Here is a 19373-nt window from a genome sequence, read left to right as displayed (position 1 = left end):
GTGCCAGGCCATTGACCGTAGGAGGAACGTATATCGGTAGTCTCTGTGATAGGAAGGATGAACGGTGTGTGGACGCGCCGATCTCTGAAGATCGCCCGATGGGTGATCGTTGCCCTGGTGGGTGTCGTCATTCTCGGCGTGGTGGCATTGCAACTCCCTGCAGTGCAGGATGCTATCGCCCGACGTGTCGTGGCATCGATCACCGGCAAGACCCATAGCCGCATCGAGATCGGTGCGGTGAGGATCGCGTTCACCCATTCGGTCGTCCTTGAAGACGTCTATATAGAAAGTCTGCAACGGGACACGCTTCTGTATATCCGGAGGTTGGCTGCAGATATCGACCTGTTGGGCCTGCTGTCGAACGATATCACACTGCGGCATGTGCGCATCGACTCGCTCACCGCCCACATCTCCCGTACGGCACCGGACAGCGCTTTCAATTTCGACTTTCTCCTGAAGGCCTTCACCCCGGAACCCCCGGCTGATACCAGCGGGCACGTACCGGCGGATCCTGGCTGGAAGATCGGGTTGGGTGGCGTGACGTTGAACGGGATCCACGCAACATACCACAGCAAAGGAGACGGTGTCGACCTGCGGCTCGATCTCGGCGCACTCGATGCCTCGATCGGCATTTTCGATCTGGACAACATGCAGTTTCAGATCGATGCCCTGACTCTTGAGCAGACCGCTCTGCGCCTCACCCGGACACACTCCGGTGAGCGGCCACCAACGGTCTATGGGATAGACCCCGATCACCTGCAGATCGATGATCTTTCCATGCGTGCCGGCACTATCGTGATCGGCGATGCACGGTGGGCGGCGGATATTCAGCATACATCATTCCGGGAGCGCGGAGGCCTCAACCTCCGTGAACTGTCCGGCGAGTTCGCGGTGGACTCGGTGCACGCTCAGCTCACCGATGTCATTCTGGAGACTCCCGCCAGCCGCGCCCACCTGGATCTTCTCCTTACATACGATGGGTTGTCCGACCTCGTCGATCTCTCCGGGACGGTCGGGGTCAGGGCTCGGATGTTCGCATCTTCTTTCGCATTCCCGGACCTGCATGCGTTGATCCCCTCGGTCCCTCTGAAACACGCCCCGGGCATGACACTGCAATGTACCTTCGTGCTCGCGGGGACGTTGCAAGACCTCGCGGTGGAACACCTCCGCCTGTCGGCGGGCGATGCAACCACACTCGATCTATCCGGAGCGATCCGGGGTTTGCCGGATCTTGAGAGATCATCCTTCGATATCGATCTGCGGGAATTCTCCACTGTCCGGCAGGATGTCCATGCGCTTGTGCCGGACTCGCTGGTACCGGCCAGTCTCGTTGTACCCGCCGTGATCCACATGAGTGGCGGTTTCCGCGGCACGCGATCCCGTTTCTCCACTGCTGCGACTGTCAGAAGCAGTATTGGGGGCCTGGAGGCACGTGGGGAATTCAGTGCAGCAGGGAATGACACCTCACGGAGCCCGCGATGGCAGGCAGAGGTGCGGACAGAGGGATTCAACGCGGGTGCCCTGGTCCGAGACCTGCAGGCGCTCGGTCCCGTGACCATGACGGGGACAGCTGCGGGAACAGGCCTGGATATGGCCGGCATTGAAGCCACCCTGGACATGGAAGTGAGCAAGATGGAATATGGTGGGGTCACGCTGCAGCGCCTTTCCGTACACGGGAGTGCCGGGGGTCAGATCTTCAGCGGTAACGCGGTGATGGACGACTCCAGTCTGGCGTTCGCTTTCGAAGGGACGGCCAATACGACCGGTGAGCGTCCGGTCTATACGTTCATGCTCGATGTGAAGGGCGCCGATCTGCAGCGCCTCCGCCTGACCACGGAGGACGTGCGTGTTGCCGGTCTGATGACCGCCGCTGCCACGGGAAGCACCGTGGACGACATCAATGGCAGGGCTGGCGTGTATGATGTCAAGGTCATGAAGGGCCGAAGGCGCTTCCGCATCGACTCTTTGACCGTGACTGCAACGAATGCCGACGATGGTTCGCATATCCGTATCGAGTCGCCGATCCTCACGGGTGCGTTTGATGGCACCGTATCGCCGGGGGATCTGCCGGCGGTCGTCACGCACCATGTCGGGAGGTATTTCGCCCTTCACGAGTCATCCATGCCAACGGTCCTGCGCCCCCAGGCATTCTCATTCACCCTCTCATTGCGTGATCCGGCGATGTTCACCGACGTGCTTTTTCCAGGACTTGCGGGGTTGGGCCCGGGAGTTCTTACCGGAACGTACAGCAGCGAGGATATGCTTCTGCACCTGCATGCCGACGTGAGCGCACTGTCGTATGCCGGATTCGCAATGGATAGCCTCAGCCTCGAAGTGATGTCCGATGCCAGCCAGATGCGGTCCACGTTCCGGGTCGCTTCGGTGGAAAGCGATGTGGTCCGGATGACGGACCTGCGATTCCATGCCATTGCAGAGGTCGACAGCATCACCATGTCCTTGCAGACCGCGGATGGCGGCGGGACGACACAGATGAGCATTGCGGGAGTCTGCACCAGTGTGCCGGACGGCTATCAATTCCGATTCCGTCCGGAGGGTATCGTACTGCAGGATACGGTATGGCAAGCTCCTCCCGACAATGCCATTCTGTTCGCAGCCGGCCGCGTGATCGCGCATAATGTCGCCCTGCGCGGGGGTGCGCAACGCGTGTCGGTGAACACCCGCGACACGCACCTCCCCTTCCCGCCGTTGCAGATCGACTTCACCGATGTGGACCTCGCGACGTTCTCCCGTGTCGTTGAGCGTGACAGTGGCCTGGTGAGGGGTATGGTGGATGGGAGCATCGTCCTGCACGGTCTCGGGGACGAGCTGGCATTCACATCCGATCTCGCCGTGACACGGTTCGCATTTGCGCAGCACCAGGTGGGTGACATACTCCTCCGCGCAGCCAATCGGGCGGCGGACAGCTACGAGGTGGTCCTGGATATCACCGGGAACGGGAACGATATCGGCTTGCACGGCAGCTACCGGAACACGGAGGGCCCCAATACTCTCGACCTCGTGGTTGAGTGTCGGAAAGGAAACCTCGCATCCATCGAACCGCTTGCGTTCGGATCGGTGCAGCGTTTGTCGGGAAGCATGGAGGGAGCGGTGCGCGTGACGGGTACGCTGCGAAATCCCTCTGTTGCCGGCGACCTGACATTCAGTCATGCCACGGTGTCCCCGTCGGCCCTTGGTTCCTTATTGCTCGTGGACGACGGCCGAATCACCTTCGATGCGCGGGGTATGCATGTCGGTTCCGTCGAGATCACCGACACCCTTGGCCACAAAGCGGTACTGAGCGGGAGTCTGCTGACCGATGACTACCGTGACTTCGGTTACGATCTGCGCCTTCACACAGAACACTTCCTGGTAATGAACACCCGGGCCACCCGGGATGCACTATACTACGGGGTGATCGTACTCGATGGTGACATCGTCATCGGCGGAGATGTTGCGAGGCCTGTGATCCATGCGCAAGCGCATGCCGGGAAAGGAACGGACCTCGCGATCGTGCTCCCCGCTTCGGACCTCGCGCTGGAGCAGCGTTCCGGGATCGTACGATTCGTCGATGTCCGGCATCCGGCAGACCCCATCATGGCGCGGAGGAAACCGGGGAGAGGGCCGGCTGCAGCCCGGTCGCGAGAGCGGACCACGCTCATGACGCTCACGTCGAACATTGAGGTCGACAAGGAAGCCAGAGTGCGGATATTGATCGATCCGATCGCCGGTGACTCCCTTGTGATCCATGGAGAGGGGACCTTCAGCGTCAGCATGGAACCGGGAGAGGCTTTTACCGTCACCGGGCGCTATGAGATCCTCGATGGATCGTATCAACTTTCCTTCGGGGACTTGATCAGGCGTGAGTTCGCGATCGAAAAGGGGAGCAGTCTCACATGGGTCGGTTCGGTGACCGATGCGACCCTTGATATCACTGCGATCTACACGGTGAAAGCGTCGGCCCTGGACCTCGTGCAGGACCAGCTTACGGGTATGAGTCAGGAAGAGCGCAACAAGTTCAAACAGGAATTTCCCATCCAGGTCTTTCTCATGATGGATGGCGGGCTGCTGGAACCGAACATTCGCCTCCGCCTCGATCTTGCGCCCACCCAGCGGGGAGCTCTTGGCGGGGCGCTGTACGCAAAATTGAGGGAACTGAACGCTCAGGAATCTGAACTCAGCAAACAGGTTTTTGCGCTCCTCGTCCTTGGCCGGTTCATTCCTTCCAATCCTCTGGCCACCAGCACGGGTGCCGTCGGACTCACCGGGTTTGCGCGGTCCAGCCTGAGTCAGATACTTACCCAGCAGCTCAACCGTCTCTCCGCGGGCATGGTCACAGGGGTCGGCCTCGGGGTCGGTGTGGAATCCTACGAGGACTATTCATCGGGCACGCCGGGAGGGCGGACGCAGCTGCAGCTCGGGCTGACGAAACAGCTCTTCAGCGAACGCGTGATCGTGCAGATCGGCGGCAATGTGGATCTCGAAGGCGAGTGGAGCCGGCGCAATTCATTGAACAGTTTTGCCGGTGATATCAGGGTGGGGTACAAGATGACCGAGGATGGGCGGTGGCAGCTTCTGATGTTCCGAAACAATACGAATGGCGATGCTCTTGAAGGGGATCTCGTGGAAACCGGCGTCGGGATCGTATTCACGATCGACTACGACAAGCTGTTTGGTATCACATTGACCCCCGTTCGCGCACCTGTGGCAGGAAAATAGATGCACCATCTGACATCATTACCATTGTCCTCCGCCCCGGGTCCGGCCCGGGGGAATGGAACACCCGGGGCTGTTGGACCCGTCTTCATTGGACTGGTCGTGCTTCTCTTCGCGGTAGTGTCAGGATGCAGCACAACGGGAAGCCTCGGCCGGGGTGAAAAGCTGTATACCGGCGCGGATCTGCACATCGAGCATGAGGGAGAGCTACCCGATGAGAGTGATCTCCGGGATCAGCTGAAGACGGTGATCGCACCGAGGCCGAACAGCAAGGTGCTGGGGCTCTTCCGGCTGAAACTATGGCTCTACAACGTCGGGATATTGGGAGAATCCGTGGGAGAGCCACCTGTGCTTCTCAGGACAGTGGAACCCGACAGGGTCGCGGCGAAAATGCGCACGATCCTGGAAAACAAAGGATACTTTCAGGCCCGGGTGACCTATGAAGTGCTGGAAGAGGATCGCACGGGAGCGGTGCGCTATGATCTTACCATTCGTCCCCCGTATGCGATCAACAGCGTCCGTGTCTCAGGAGCTGACTCGCCTGTGCTCGCCGCGATCAGGGCGTCGATGGTCGACACCGGGTTGAAGACCGGACAGCAGTACGATCTGCATGCGCTGCAACAGGAGCGCGTGCGCATCGACTCGGTATTGAAAGATCAAGGGTACTATTCGTTCGCCCCCGGTTTCATCATGTTCCAGGCCGACAGTTCCGTGGGCGAGCGCAAGGTGGATCTGGTGCTTGGCCTGAGGGCACGGATCCCGGAAGCGGCGACACGGTCGTATACCATCAACAACATCTCCGTCTATTCCGGGTACGGGCTCAATCGCGACAGCAGCGTGATCCCTGTGGGGGACACGACGATCGTGGGTGGTCTCAGGTATATCGACCTGGATAAGAGGTTCGATCCAGGAGTGATCGTCCGTTCCATCTTCTTTGTCAGGGGCGGGCTGTACGCACGGCGCGACCACGACCGTACCCTCACCAGGTTGATGAACCTCGGCGTGTTCAAGTACGTGGACGTCCGGTTCGTCGGGGTCGACACTTCACTGTTGGATGCACAGATCTATCTCACCCCGCTGTTGATGAAGTCGTTGCGTTTTGAATTGAAGGGGATCTCCAAGTCGAACAACGTTCTGGGGCCGGTCATTGAGTCCAGTTTCCGCAACCGGAACATGTTCCGTGGCGCTGAACTGTTCAAGCTCAGCTTCGAGGGTGGATTCGAAGTGCCGGTCGGAAGAGCAGGTGCGGGCGGCAGTTCCTACGAACTGGGATCGCGGGCCGAACTGGAATTCCCGAAATTCCTCATGCCATTTGTCCCCGGGGATTTCTCGACCAGGTATGTTCCCAAGACGCACATCCTCCTCGGGGTCCGCATGCTCCATCGACTCCGATATTATCAGGTGTTCTCTCTGGATGCCTCCTTCGGATATGCCTGGAATGAGACGCTCAGCAAGGAACATGTCTTCAACCCCATCGCGATCACGCTTGCCCATCTCACGCGGGCGACCGACCAATTCAATGCCATGCTGGTGGCAAACCCTTTCCTGCGGCGGAGCATCGAGGATCAATTCATCATCGGTCAGACGTACTCCTTCACGTACTCGGATCAATTGGAAGGCGACAGGAAGAACTCTCTGTATTTCCGGGGGGGGATCGATCTCTCCGGGAGTCTCATCCATGGGGTCCAGTCACTCTTCCGCAGGGATAAAGGAACGCCGGAGAGTCCCTATACGATCGCGGGTGCAGCATATGCCGAATACTCGAGATTCGATATCGATGTCCGGCAGTACTATAACACGAACGATAGGTCCTCGTCGATCGCCAGCAGATTGATCGCGGGCATCGGGATCGCGCATGGCAATTCCTCTGCCCTCCCGTATATCAGGCAATTCTACATCGGGGGGAGCAATAGCGTGCGCGCGTTCGATGCCCGGTCACTCGGTCCTGGTTCGTACCGGCTACCGGACAGCCTTGCGTCGCGGTCGTTCCAGGATCAGGCCGGCGATATCAAGATCGAAGCGAACGTGGAATACAGATTCCCCATAGCGGGCATCGTGCACGGTGCGCTGTTCGTCGATGCGGGGAATATCTGGAAACTCAGGGACGATCCTGCTCGTCCGGGAGGAACCTTCGCCTGGAGTTCCTTTCTTGATGAGATCGCTGTCGGAACGGGTGTCGGGATACGGTGTGATCTGTCGTTCTTCATACTGCGCTTCGATCTGGCTTTTCCCCTGAGGGTGCCTTCCCTGGTGAAAAGCGAACGCTGGGTGATACGGAAGATCGACTTTGGCCGTGCATCATGGCGAAAGGAGAATCTCGTGCTCAGCATAGCGGTTGGATATCCATATTAGATGTGTGGCTGCTATGGACCCGTATGGCCTTGCGGGTGCCGTGACCGACAGCGGGGAGAGGCTCACAGGGGGATCACGTTGGTCCACTATCAAGGAGAAGGTCATGAAACGTACACTGTGTGCGATCGTCGCACTTGCCGCATTCTCGTTCTTCACCGGATGTTCCGAGGAAGAGCCGCCAAGTGTTCGGGTAGCCAATCTGCGTCCGACAAAGGCGAATGTCCAGTTCAAACAGGCGAATCTGTACACGATCAATCAGAATGGCGTCGTCACCGGGACGTACAGCGCATTCCAGGATGTTGCGGAGGGAAGTCTCGTCGTCACCGCCGTCATTCAGGATGAGTCGATCTCGCCGTCGACAAGCTTCACCGCGTCAGCGAACAACAATTATACGATCTCCATTCTGGCCGGTGACCCGCCGGCCCTCAAGGTGGATGTCGAGGAGAAATAGGATCAGATCGTGTGACGGCGGGTTGGGGTGAAGGATTAAGCCCTCTTTCATCCTTTCAGGCGATTCTCCGGAGTGTATCCCCTCTGTATCTTGATAGGGATCCCTCCGGAGTGCGGGGTCAGGGTGGCTGCATGTGCCCAGACGCCGGGGCGTATGCAGAGGCCTCCGGCGACGCGGGAAGGCCAAGGGGGCAAAGACATCCGGGGGCACATCATTGGGGGTACAAGGACCAGATGAAGATCAGGACAGGTCAACCGGGACGACCGCCCGGGCACAACGTGTCGGTCGTCAGATCATTTCTTGCCGACACGGGATCCCTCGCGTTGTTCGCCGTGCGGTTCTTCAGGACCGTGTTTCAGCCACCGTATGAGATCAGGGAATTCCTGAAGCAATCGTATCTGATCGGCAACAAATCCCTGGCTCTGGTCGGCATCACGGGGTTCATCATAGGGCTCGTTCTGACCATCCAATCGCGGCCGACGCTGGCCCAGTTCGGGGCAGAGTCCTGGTTGCCGGCGATGGTAGCGGTATCGATCGTGCGGGAGATCGGCCCCATCATCACCGCGGTCATCTGCGCCGGCAAGGTCGGTTCCGGCATCGGTGCAGAACTCTCATCGATGCGTGTAACGGAGCAGATCGATGCCATGCAGGTCTCCGGTACGGATCCCTTCAAGTACATTGTCGTCACGCGGGTGGTGGCGGCCATGCTGATGATCCCGGTGTTGACGGTCTTTTCCGATGCCTTCGCATTCTACGGGTCGTACCTCGGAGTGAACATCCGTGGAGATGTCAGTTTCACGCTCTTCTTTTCCCAGGCCCTGACGAAGCTCACGTTCATGGATGTCTTTCCTGCGTTCATCAAGACCTTCTTCTTCGGGGCCGCCATCGGACTGATCGGGTGTTACAAGGGATACAACGCGAACACCGGAACGGAGGGGGTGGGACGGGCTGCGAACTCCGCGGTCGTCACCGCGTCGCTGGCAGTGTTCATTCTTGATATGGTCGCCGTCCAGATCACAAGCATTTTCATGTAAGCACAGGGCAGAGGCATGAGAGCAGCGTCATCAGAGGTCGGTCCAACTCCGGAACCGTCGCCGCAGACACAGACCGGAAAGCCACAGAACGTGATCGAGATCCAGCATGTGAAGAAAGCCTTCGGCACGCACGAAGTGCTGAAGGATATTTCTCTTGCGGTAGCGAAGGGGGAGACGCTTGCGGTCCTTGGCAGATCGGGGGTGGGGAAGTCCGTGCTGATCAAGTGTATTGTGGCTCTTCTGGAGCCTGACAGCGGGACGATCATGCTTTTTGGGAAGGATACCACGACGGTAGACAAGAAAGAACTGGCCGCAATGAGGCATCGCATTGGCTTCCTGTTCCAGGCCGGCGCCCTCTACGACTCGATGAGTGTCAGGGACAACCTCGCGTTCCCGTTGAGGAGTCTGGAGGTCAAGCCCACTGCGGAAGAGCAGGCGGAGTTGATCAAGACCGCGTTGGACGACGTCGGCCTGGGCGAAGCGATCGAGAAGATGCCATCGGAACTTTCCGGCGGCATGCGAAAGCGTGTCGGGTTGGCGCGGACGCTCATCCAGAAACCGGAGATCATGCTGTACGATGAACCGACCACGGGCCTCGATCCCATCACCGCGCGTGAGATCAGCAGGCTCCTCCTTGAGGTTCAGGAACGGTACAAGACCTCTTCCATCATCATCACGCATGACATCGAGTGTGCCAACATCGCCGCCGACAGGATCGTCCTGTTGAACGATGGGTACTGTGTCGCAGGTGGTACCTACGATGAGCTGGAGCGATCGGAAGACGAATGGGTGCGTTCATTCTTTGCGTGGCATGCCGATCGGTCCGTTACGGGTGGTGCAGTGCAGACGAAAGGGAAGCAGTAATGGGATCGACCCCGACCAACTACGTGAAGCTCGGCATATTCGTAGCTATAGGATTTCTCCTGCTCGCAGGGGTTCTCTATTATATTAGTGCCAAGCAGCAGTTCTTCGCTTCGACGTTCCGCATCAGCGGCGTCTTCCGCGATGTGAGTGGCCTTCAGGCGGGCAACAATGTGAGATTCTCGGGGGTCACGGTCGGGCTGGTCAAGGGCATTCACATGGAAAGCGACACCACGGTGCGTGTGGAGATGCTCATCAATGAGGATGCCCATCGCTTCATGAAGAGTGACGCGGTGGCCACGATCGGCAGCGAAGGGTTGATGGGGAACAAGATCGTTGTGATCATGCCGGGGACAGAGAACCAGCCGGAGATCGAGGACAACGGTGTGATCGCGACGAGGCCTCCGGTGGATATCGACCGGTTGCTGCTCACGCTCAAGACCACGGGGGACAACGTCGAACAGATCACGGGAGATCTGTCCGCGATCGTTCGATCGGTGCGGGAGGGCAGGGGGACGATCGGTCAGCTCGTGATGGACTCCACGTACTTGAAGGAGGCGCGGGACAATATCACGCGGATCTCGGACGATCTCGCCACGGTCTCCGGTTCGTTGCGCTCCGGGAAAGGCACGTTGGGGAAACTGTTGATGGACAGCACGTACCTGGCCGTCCCGATCGAAAACGCAACACGGCTCACCGGCGATCTTTCGGACATCGTCGCTTCGATCCGCTCGGGTCGGGGGGCGGCGGGGAGGCTTCTCATGGATTCAACGACGGCGTTGACCCTGGACACGACCCTCGTCAATTTGAAGGTAGGATCGTATCATCTGAAGCGGGTCATGGAGGATGCGCGCAACAGCTTCCTGCTCTGGGGGTTCTAGGACTGAGCGTCTCTGTTCGGCGGCAGGATGATCTACGAGGCGAGGCGCCGGCGCCTTGCACCACTCATTTTCCCTTTTCCTACGGCGGGAGTTGCGTGGGAATTGAAAAATCATTATCTTTATAGCCTTCGCTGGCGTAGCTCAGCTGGTAGAGCAGCTGATTCGTAATCAGCAGGTCGACGGTTCAAATCCGCCCGCCAGCTCCAAAACGACAAGACTTAGCGCTTCCCTTCGTTGGCCCGCCCCCCCCCCAGGTGGGAAACCAGGTCCTTTTTCATTTGTGCCACTGCTAACAGAAGTGCTAACAAACTCGGCCGTAGTCCGGCCACGAGGAGGTTAGCAATGGCAACGCCCCCACAAAACTCACCCTATTCAGAAGGTCCAACGGCCTCTACTATATCGTGTACCAGCAGGATGGTCTGAGACGCTGGAAAAGCACCGGTGCGACCACTCGATCGGATGCCCTGAAAGGGCTGACCGAATTCAAGACCCTCGTCCAGCCGTCCCACCGCGCTCTCAGCTTCGCCCAGTTCCAGGATGAATTCTTGAGGTACGCCGAGATTCACAACGCCAAGAGGACTGTGGATCTCTTTCGCAATATCCTGAAGGGTTCGGAAAAGTTGTCCGGCATACCACCAGCCTGAGGTTCAGGTAAGAAGAGATAAGATCGTATCCAGGTGCCAGCAGATGGACCTCTTGCGCTTGGATGGGGTCGGGGAAGCCCACTTATTCCGAAACAACCCACCTCCTTGGAATCACACACAATTTTGAAAGGACAAACACATGAACCAGAACCTGCTCGATCACATAGACAAAATGCTGAGGAACAAGTCAGCCCCGATCCGCAAGGAGAGCTAGGCAGATATCATTCTGAAGAGAATGTTCGGGCCTCCACAGTCGAAGGTAGCGCCGAGTAAATGCCAAGTGGTGATGCAGGGGCGGAAACGAGTGTATGAGAGCTTTCCATTTCTGGATTGACAATCCCAGTCGGTCTACCTATACTATTCGCAGGTATTTGAACATCCCTCCAGAGGAACGATGAACCTCAGAACTCTTATGTCAGGTTGTATGATGGTGGCTATCTGCGCATCCGCGGACGCCCAGGACTGGGTCAAGGTGAATAGCGGCTGGTCCAACGACACCGTGAAGTGTATGGTCATGACCAATGCGAACATCCTGGCCGGAACCCCCAATGGCCTCTACTGTTCAACCAATGGCGGTACGAGCTGGACAAACGTCACTGTGTTCGGTTCTGCCGGCACAAACGCTGGGAATATCAGCGGACTAGCAACTGACGGCACCAGCGTCATGGTGAAGACCAACATGGGTTACTTTGTCTCCACTAATCAGGGGATTGGAACCTGGTCACAGGTCAACATGTCCACATTGCCTCGGGCCACAATTTTTAGTACCTCCCCGGTAAGTCCGAGTTGCTTTGCCGTAAAAGGATCGAAGATAATTGTAGGTTGGGGGTACTATGGTACAGGTGCTGCGGGGGCTCCCGGATTGGCATATTCAACCGATCTGGGAGCAACTTGGCCGAGCGGTGGGAGCTTCTACATGGTGTCCCCTCCAGAGACCTATCCGGAGAGGTTCATCACGGGTGACGGCGGATCTGATGTCTACCTGGTCTACAGAACCGTCGCCGGAATCACGACAAGGATGCTCGCATACAAGTCAACGGATGGGGGTACGACATGGAGCGGCCTTCCCACACCACCACAAGAGACTTCGATGAATGTGACTGGCATGACCGCGCTTGCTCTTGATGGATCTGATTTCTACATCGCCAGCACCGGCTATTGGTACCAGAACATCACGAGGCTGCCCGCGGGCGGATCTTCATGGACATCCTTGAGTTCGGCACTCCCTGAACCGGGCGCTGATACTTTTCCGAGCATTTCGCCGATCGCTGTCCACAAAGGAGTGCTTTGGGCATGCCTTCGGGACACTCTCTGGCAGTCCACGAACGACGGTGCCTCATGGACAAACATCAACTCCAACCTGCCGACACTAAAGAAGGCCATCGTTGTCAACGACAATGCCATCTACGTGGGGACCAACACCGGCGTTTACAGAAAGGTACACAACACGGTCGGGGCACTGAGCATCACGCTATATAACGACCTTTCCGACGGGCTGACGGGTCCGACCGCAAAGGTGCGCCTATACAACTATCTCGATCAAATTGTTGCGGAGAAAGCGGCGGATAGCAATTCGGTGGTATCGTTCCCCAACCTGTCTCCAGGGACCTACTCGTTTGAGGTATTGAACGCCATTCCTACACCTTGGGGGGAGCAGTACTGGGGCTGGCAGGGTAGTGTAGTCGTCTCGGCCGACGTCACAACGTACGTCACACACACCCACAACACACCCCTCATAACTGCGATGCACGTCTATGATAATGCCACGAACGAGTTGTTTCCCTTGGATCCACTGACTCCGAAGACTATTTCGCTTGGTACCCAGATCCGCATCGACATTGAAGTGGCCAATCCTGCCTTCGCTGGCGCCAGCGTAGCTGACGCCTATCCGAGAATTTACTTTGATCGAGATAGGGCTCTGCCTTACGATGGGCAGGTTGTAGGGATGGCACAGACCTATGCCACAGGACAGTCGCGCACGGTGTCGCTGTATGCAACACCCGCTCAGGCCGGCAACTATTCTCTGAGCGTATCCGCTAATACAGTCTTCTCCGGCGGACCGCTTGTGACCGACGGGGGCTACTGGCACGGCCCGTTGTTCACTGTGACGGTGTCCGTCCCCAAACTCATCTCCCCGGACAGTGGCGCCACAGAAGTGCCTGTTTCGCCTTCACTACGGTGGACGCGCCCAGTAGGGGCAACCGCTTTTCATATCCAGGTCGGGACTGATAGTTCATTGGTATCAAGTCTGATATTGAATGATAGCGCCGAGGTCGATACTTCACGGAGCGTTGCAGGACTGCAATATGCCCAGACCTATTATTGGCATGTCCGCGCAAAGGACGGTAGCGTATTCGGACCATGGTCTGAGCGACGGCCGTTCAAGACCAAGTTGATCGACACCACGATACCAATCATGATCGCACCGGCACCATCGATCACAGGATTGGATACGCCTGTGACGGTCAGATGGACCCGGCCAGTCGGGGCAACCTCGTTTCATCTGCAAGTTGGCGGAGATTCTACATTCACGTCGGGACTTATTCAGCGAGACTATCCGACGGTGGATACATTCGCTGTGTTGCATTCGCTTTCGTTCCTGACATCATATTGGTGGCATGTGAACGCTTACAATGCAGCGGCGGGGGTGAGTACATATTCAGAGGCATGGAAGTTTTCGACGGGTTTATCCCTACCAAACGTCGTTGTGCTTGTTCAACCTTCTCAGAACACCGTGGTGAATGCCGATACGCTTAGTTTGAGATGGAACTCGACTGGGCCGTTCGTAGACAAGTACTGGATGGAGTACAGTATCGATTCAGCATTTACCATAAAAGCAACGGACTCCCTGCTGACAGATACGTCGACAGTAATCCGAAGCATGGTGAAGAGCATTGAGTACTATTGGCGAGTACGGGCACACAACCTGGCGGGGTGGGGGCCGTACAGCACGAGGGGACATTTTGTCCGTTCAATGTTGTCTGTGGCAAATCCCCTGCAAGGAGTGCCCAATGACTGGGTTCTCCAGCAGAACTATCCGAACCCATTTAACCCTACTACGACAATTTCATTTGGACTGCCAGTTCGGGCTCGAGTGCGGTTGGTGGTGTACAGCCCTCTCGGCGAAGAGGTTGCTGAAGTGACAAATACGGATCTAGATCCCGGCTATCACTCAGTCAGCTTCAATGCAATAGGACTTCCGAGCGGGGTGTATTTTTTTCGCATGCAGGCGGGGAGTTACACCGCAACCAAGAGGCTTTTGCTCTTGAAGTGAGCTTGGAAATTTAGGAAGTTGCAACAGGGCCCGGTATTCATCTCCGGGCCCTTTCAATGAGAACCCGACATCGGAGGATGCCGGGCTCGACGGGGGAACGCGCGCGCGGTCAAGGAAGACTTCAATCGAGACAACCCTCCAGCAGGCCCGTCAACCTCCCAGCAAGGGATGATCATGACAGGTTTTTGGATTCGTTGAAGGGGGTGGATTAGTGAAAGCAGTCGGCGGTTATGAAAGGGAATCCTGAGATTGTCGAGACCGCTTCGACTCAGTCCATGAGGGAGGGGAAGTGGAACCGGGGTGTGCCGTCTGACTTGAGGCATAGCAATTTAGGTTTCCTATCACGATATTGGCATATGGGTGAGCGTACGACTTGTCCCCACCGTTCATTGATTCGATCGGCCTCTTTCCCCGAAGTCGCGGGAAGAGGCCTTGCTATTGTGTCGCCTGATCATTGTGACCATGAGATCCACGAGATCTAATCGTTTCTGGTTGACTGTTGTCCTGTTGGGAGTGAGTTGTGCACCGGAGAGTATGAGTTCGCGGGAGGTCACATGGATTATCTAGGTTGGAGAGGTGTTGGGGGCAATACATGTTTGAGATATGGGACAGAGCAACGGAGGATTCAATCCGGGTGGCTGGCACCAGTAGAGCGGCGATGTCGTCTGTGACGTGGAATCCTCTCACACTCCATCGGAATCCGGATGTTGTCTATGCGTCGTTTGAGTCACGCTTCTGCATTCTGAACCCACATACTGCTTATGGATCCGGTGGTTCCGTCAGTTCGGTAAGAGTGATGTCCCCTTGCGCTTCTCGGACGATTTACATGCGCAGCACCCAATCGCGAGATTCAATCAGGCGAACGTTACGGGTTCGTATCTGTCCAGCGTCAAGGACAGCAAGAGCGGCAATGTGGGGACGGGAAATCTCCTTGTGATCAGGTGAGCTCCATCATGGGGAAGTGAAGGGGATATGCATGTCTTTGAAGGGATCATTCATGCTAGGAGAGGGTAACATGAAGCGCGTACTTTGTACGATCTTGTTCCTGGCCACTGCAGCGACCACCTCGCTGGCTCAATTCCCCGAGGTCTCGGTGCGCCAGCTCCAGGAGGTACCGGCCGAATCTCTGGCTTTGGCCGATGGTATCACCAATTTCGGTGCGAACTCGACTCAGCCCCGCTGGACGCTACAGGTATCCCCATACAACGCCGATACCGTGGGTGTCACGGCTCAGGTGGTCGTGCCTCCGGGGATAATCACGTATTCTGCTGGCGTCTGGACGATGCTTGTGTATGATACGACGGCGAATGCAACCGGATGGGGAGGGATCTTCCTTCGGGCTTCCATTGCCGACAGTAATCAGCTGAAAGTCGATGGCTTCCTCAATGTGAAGGCGGGGGATATCATCCATTTCGTCGGTGTGGTCAGCGAATTCCCGACCTCACGAGGAACGAGCGCAACACAGATCCAGCCAGTCGCCGGCCATCCGATCACTATCCTCGGCTCCAAACCGCTCCCGAAGCCTCTTGTAAAGAATATTGGTGATTTCTATACTGGCGCGTTTTCAACCGGTACCATCAAGTTCGCCACTGGTGAGCCGCTCGAAGGTATGTATGTGGAGTTTCACAACGTGACCGTGAACAACAAGGTCAGCACGAGCCGTGGGACGTTCAGCTTCGTCGATGGCGCCGGCAACGAAATGTCGGATTACGACTGGTCGCACTACTTCACTCTTGGCCACGGCACCAGCTCGCTGCCGCTCTATCCCGCGGACACGGCCTGGGCCCGCATCTATGCGGCGATGGGGAATGGGACGCGGATCGACACCATCCGTGGCTACATCACCACCGCTTCGGGCAGCGAAGGCCCGCGCGGATATCGCATCTGCCCGATGTATCCAGGTGACGTCGTCTTCGATACTGGATTTGGATCTCTAGAGATCACCCTCTACGACGCAGAGAATTGGGGACAGCCAGGAACGAATGCACGGATAGAGCTCTACAATGGCAGCGGCGTTCAGGTGGCCCAGGGGCAGGCCAATGCGAATTCTGTGGTGACCTTCAATAGTATCGCACCAGGCAGCGGCTATTATTACAGAGTGTATGTCAATCGGATCACTGCTTGGGGAGAGCAGTTCCGGGGTGAGAAGACTGGGATCACGATCATCGAGAATCAAATCACGTATGACACACACACGCAAAACACTCCATACATGCCCAATGTGAGTGTATATATCCAGAACACGAATGAACTCCTGCCTGACGGGGGACTTAGAGTTGTGCAACCCGGGACCCCATTGCGGATTGAACTCGATATCAAGAACCCCACGTATGCTGGCGCACAAGATGTCATTGCGAACGGTGGTCTCTATTTCGATCGCGATAGATCTGCTCCATATGATGTCAATCTGTCAAGTGTTCCGGAAGACTACGGCATAGGGGTCACAAAGAAAGCGGTCTTCTACTGCAATGCGCCTGCCCTGCCGGGAGACTACTATCTTTCAGTGAGCACCTTTGCCTCTTCCAATAGATACAATACTGTTCTTACCGATGCCAGTAGTTGGCATGATCCGGCATTCAGTGTTGGAAGCGGCGTTGTCGCCTACTATCCATTTAGTGGAAATGCGAATGACGCAAGCGGGAATGGAAACAATGGTACCGTCAGTGGTGCCACCTTAACGGCAGACAGGTTCGGCAGCCTCAACAGAGCCTATTTCTTTGATAGAGTGAATGCCTACATTCAAACGCCCTATGACCTAAAAATCCAAAGTGGGAATACGTTTTCGTTTGCATGTTGGTTCAAGACCGACAGCACAAACATCTCAGGAATCTATATGGGCTGCGGAAGTGAAGCGCTTCATATCGGTTTCGGTCATTATGCAGACACTAAGAAGCTCTGGGCGAATTGCAGGAACGGTACCATTTCAGATCTCTTCGGCAACACGGTTCTATCGAATGACACTTGGTACTTTGCCGCATTTGTCGTTAACGGTACAAATGTTCAATTCTACTTAAATGGTGCTGCCGACGGTTCAGGCACCTTTAGCGTCGAGGCTAACCCATCGACTAATGCACGAGTCGGGTCGAGAGATGACGATTGGAATGTTTACGGAGGTCTCCTAGATGAAATCCGTATCTACAACCGCGCTTTGAGAGGAGGTGAGATCGATACCCTTTATCACGAGGGAGGCTGGCCTCCGGTTGTTGCGCCGCCCTGGAGGTTCACCAATACAGGCATCAGCCACACGATAGTGATTCCGACCGGGGCAAATCCGAACATCAACGGGACCTCACTCGTATCCGGTGACTATGTCGGTGTCTTCTATGATTCCAGCGGGCCTCTTACTTGTGCTGGGTACGAACGGTGGACAGGGACGAACAACATTGCCTTATCTGCATTTGGCGATGATCCGACATCAAATGCAAAGGATGGGTTGCTTGCCGGTGAAGTGTTCAAGTGGAAGATTTTCAAGGCAGATGCTGGCAACATAGTCGACGCTGAGGCAACCTATTCGCAGGTTGGCGGCCTGATCACGCATGCAAACACCTACTCAACAAACGGTATCAGTCAGCTGGTGTCTCTAGTCGGAGGAATCACGACACATTGCACAAGCCTTCGCGCCGGGTGGAGTCTTATTTCGAGCTATGTGATGCCGCAGAAAACAACATTAGACAGCCTTTTCAAATCCGTCGTGAGTGATGTGATCATCGTAAAGAACGGGGCGCAGAAGACCTATATTCCGTCCATCATGGTAAACAGCATTGGTCCATGGGTCGGTACCGAAGGCTATCAGATCAAGATGGCAACTGCACGGAGTCTATGCGTTGCGGGACAGAAAATCGTGCCGTGGGCGTTGACGATACCTCTTCCATTGGGATGGAGCCTCATGCCCTACGTGCGCGACAGCGAAATGGCCATCGCCTCGGCTTTGAGCGGGATTGTGGGAGACATCGTGATGGTAAAGGATCAGGATGCGAAGACCTACATTCCATCAGTCGGAGTGAACGGTATCGGGACATTAAAGGTGGGCCAGGCCTATCAGATCAAAATGTCCGCAGCACGGACGATGGAATACCCGGCAAAGAGTGCCCTCTCGATTACGGCTGAGAATGACAATTCGACGACAAGTGCGCACTCGGTGCGTGTCATCCAGCCTTGGTACTTCACCAATACGGGCGTGAGCCATACGGTGATTGTACCAACGAACGCGAATCCTATGATCGATGGTACTCCAATCACCGCAGGAGATGTGATTGGAGTATTCTACGACTCACTTGGGACGCAGGCGTGCGCGGGATATGACGTGTGGACGGGCACAAGCAACGTAGCTATTGCTGTGTTTGGCGATGATGCCACCACGCCTGCAAAGGATGGCCTTTCCTCCGGTGAAACAATCAGATGGAAGATCTGGCGGCAGAGTGACGCTCAAGTATTTGTTGCGACTGCCAGATACGTATCTCCCGGCGGCTTGGGTGGAATTGTTTCAGACACGAGCAAGTACAGTATCAATGGTATCAGTGCCGTCTCCGGTCTCACCGGAAGCGTGACAAGCGTGGCGGCCACGGATATGCCAACAGAGTATACCCTGTTGCAGAACTATCCGAATCCTTTCAACCCCTCAACGACTATTGCCTTCGGGATGCCAGCGCGAGGTCGCGTTCGGGTGACCGTCTACAGCACCCTGGGCGAAGAGGTGGCAGAACTGGCAAACGATGAAATGGAAGCTGGGTATCATGAAGTGAAGTTCGACGCAACAAATCTCTCTAGCGGCGTGTACTTCTATCGAATGCAGGCGGGAACGTTCACGGAGACGAAGAAGCTTTGCTTGTCCGTTAGTGATCGACTATGGGCCCGGGACCTCTCGGGCCCTTTCTATTCCTGCGCGACCTTGGGATCTCTCACCGATTCTCCTTGACAATCCCGATCCGTTTCCCTAACCTGCCATCATAGAATAGCGTCCTCGGCGAGAGGCGTGCGGGGAAGGAATTGTGACGAGACCTCTTTTGTCCGAAAGGATGGAAGAGGTTTCTCATTGTTGCCGGGTTGGACAATCCTCGTGTGTTTCGAATAGATCTACATAATGTGGAGGGGTGAGGAAGTCTGCACTCCATGGATCAACAATTCTCACTGGAATTCTTGAACTTGACTTTGTTACGTAGGAGG

Annotated in this window: 8 protein-coding genes and 1 tRNA gene; all 9 read left to right on the top strand. The window is 56.4% G+C overall.

What is annotated here, in order from left to right; translation table 11 throughout:
* Window positions 1-66 precede the first annotated feature (66 nt).
* The 9 genes from IPI01_09525 (at window position 67) to IPI01_09485 (ending at window position 19125) form a co-directional block, all read left to right on the top strand.
* Window positions 67-4716, top strand: coding sequence for a translocation/assembly module TamB (locus IPI01_09525; GenBank protein MBK7258023.1), 4650 nt, complete (start codon window positions 67-69; stop codon window positions 4714-4716).
* Window positions 4717-7065, top strand: a complete 2349-nt coding sequence (locus tag IPI01_09520) for a BamA/TamA family outer membrane protein (protein ID MBK7258022.1) — start codon at window positions 4717-4719, stop codon at window positions 7063-7065.
* Between the two features lie 103 nt (window positions 7066-7168).
* On the top strand, window positions 7169-7516 hold the full coding sequence (locus IPI01_09515; protein ID MBK7258021.1) for a hypothetical protein: 348 nt from the start codon (window positions 7169-7171) through the stop codon (window positions 7514-7516).
* A 233-nt stretch (window positions 7517-7749) separates the two neighbouring features.
* On the top strand, window positions 7750-8550 hold the full coding sequence (locus IPI01_09510; GenBank protein MBK7258020.1) for an ABC transporter permease: 801 nt from the start codon (window positions 7750-7752) through the stop codon (window positions 8548-8550).
* Window positions 8551-8565: 15 nt separating this feature from the next.
* Window positions 8566-9414 (top strand): ATP-binding cassette domain-containing protein, encoded by an 849-nt coding sequence (locus IPI01_09505; GenBank protein ID MBK7258019.1) that lies wholly within the window; start codon window positions 8566-8568, stop codon window positions 9412-9414.
* Window positions 9414-10292: an MCE family protein gene (locus tag IPI01_09500; protein MBK7258018.1), complete on the top strand. Its 879-nt coding sequence runs from the start codon at window positions 9414-9416 to the stop codon at window positions 10290-10292. Before IPI01_09505 ends, IPI01_09500 begins: the two co-directional genes overlap by 1 nt.
* Window positions 10293-10422: 130 nt before the next feature.
* Window positions 10423-10498, top strand: a tRNA-Thr gene (locus IPI01_09495).
* 832 nt (window positions 10499-11330) lie between these two features.
* The gene (locus IPI01_09490; protein ID MBK7258017.1) at window positions 11331-14210 is read left to right on the top strand and encodes a T9SS type A sorting domain-containing protein; all 2880 of its coding nucleotides are present in this window, start codon (window positions 11331-11333) and stop codon (window positions 14208-14210) included.
* 1015 nt (window positions 14211-15225) lie between these two features.
* Window positions 15226-19125 (top strand): T9SS type A sorting domain-containing protein, encoded by a 3900-nt coding sequence (locus IPI01_09485; GenBank protein ID MBK7258016.1) that lies wholly within the window; start codon window positions 15226-15228, stop codon window positions 19123-19125.
* The last annotated feature ends 248 nt before the right edge of the window (window positions 19126-19373 follow it).

The organism is Ignavibacteriota bacterium (genome assembly GCA_016707525.1).
GTDB lineage: Bacteria > Bacteroidota > Ignavibacteria > UBA10030 > UBA6906 > JAGDMK01.
The sequence above is the reverse complement of the archived record's forward strand: the minus strand, read 5'-3'. Positions and strand labels throughout refer to the sequence as shown.

Coding starts and splice junctions, on each gene's coding strand:
- IPI01_09520 (MBK7258022.1), top strand. CDS start 4,717: ATGCACCATCTGACATCATTACCATTGTCCTCCGCCCCGGGTCCGGCC.
- IPI01_09515 (MBK7258021.1), top strand. CDS start 7,169: ATGAAACGTACACTGTGTGCGATCGTCGCACTTGCCGCATTCTCGTTC.
- IPI01_09510 (MBK7258020.1), top strand. CDS start 7,750: ATGAAGATCAGGACAGGTCAACCGGGACGACCGCCCGGGCACAACGTG.
- IPI01_09505 (MBK7258019.1), top strand. CDS start 8,566: ATGAGAGCAGCGTCATCAGAGGTCGGTCCAACTCCGGAACCGTCGCCG.
- IPI01_09500 (MBK7258018.1), top strand. CDS start 9,414: ATGGGATCGACCCCGACCAACTACGTGAAGCTCGGCATATTCGTAGCT.
- IPI01_09490 (MBK7258017.1), top strand. CDS start 11,331: ATGAACCTCAGAACTCTTATGTCAGGTTGTATGATGGTGGCTATCTGC.
- IPI01_09485 (MBK7258016.1), top strand. CDS start 15,226: ATGAAGCGCGTACTTTGTACGATCTTGTTCCTGGCCACTGCAGCGACC.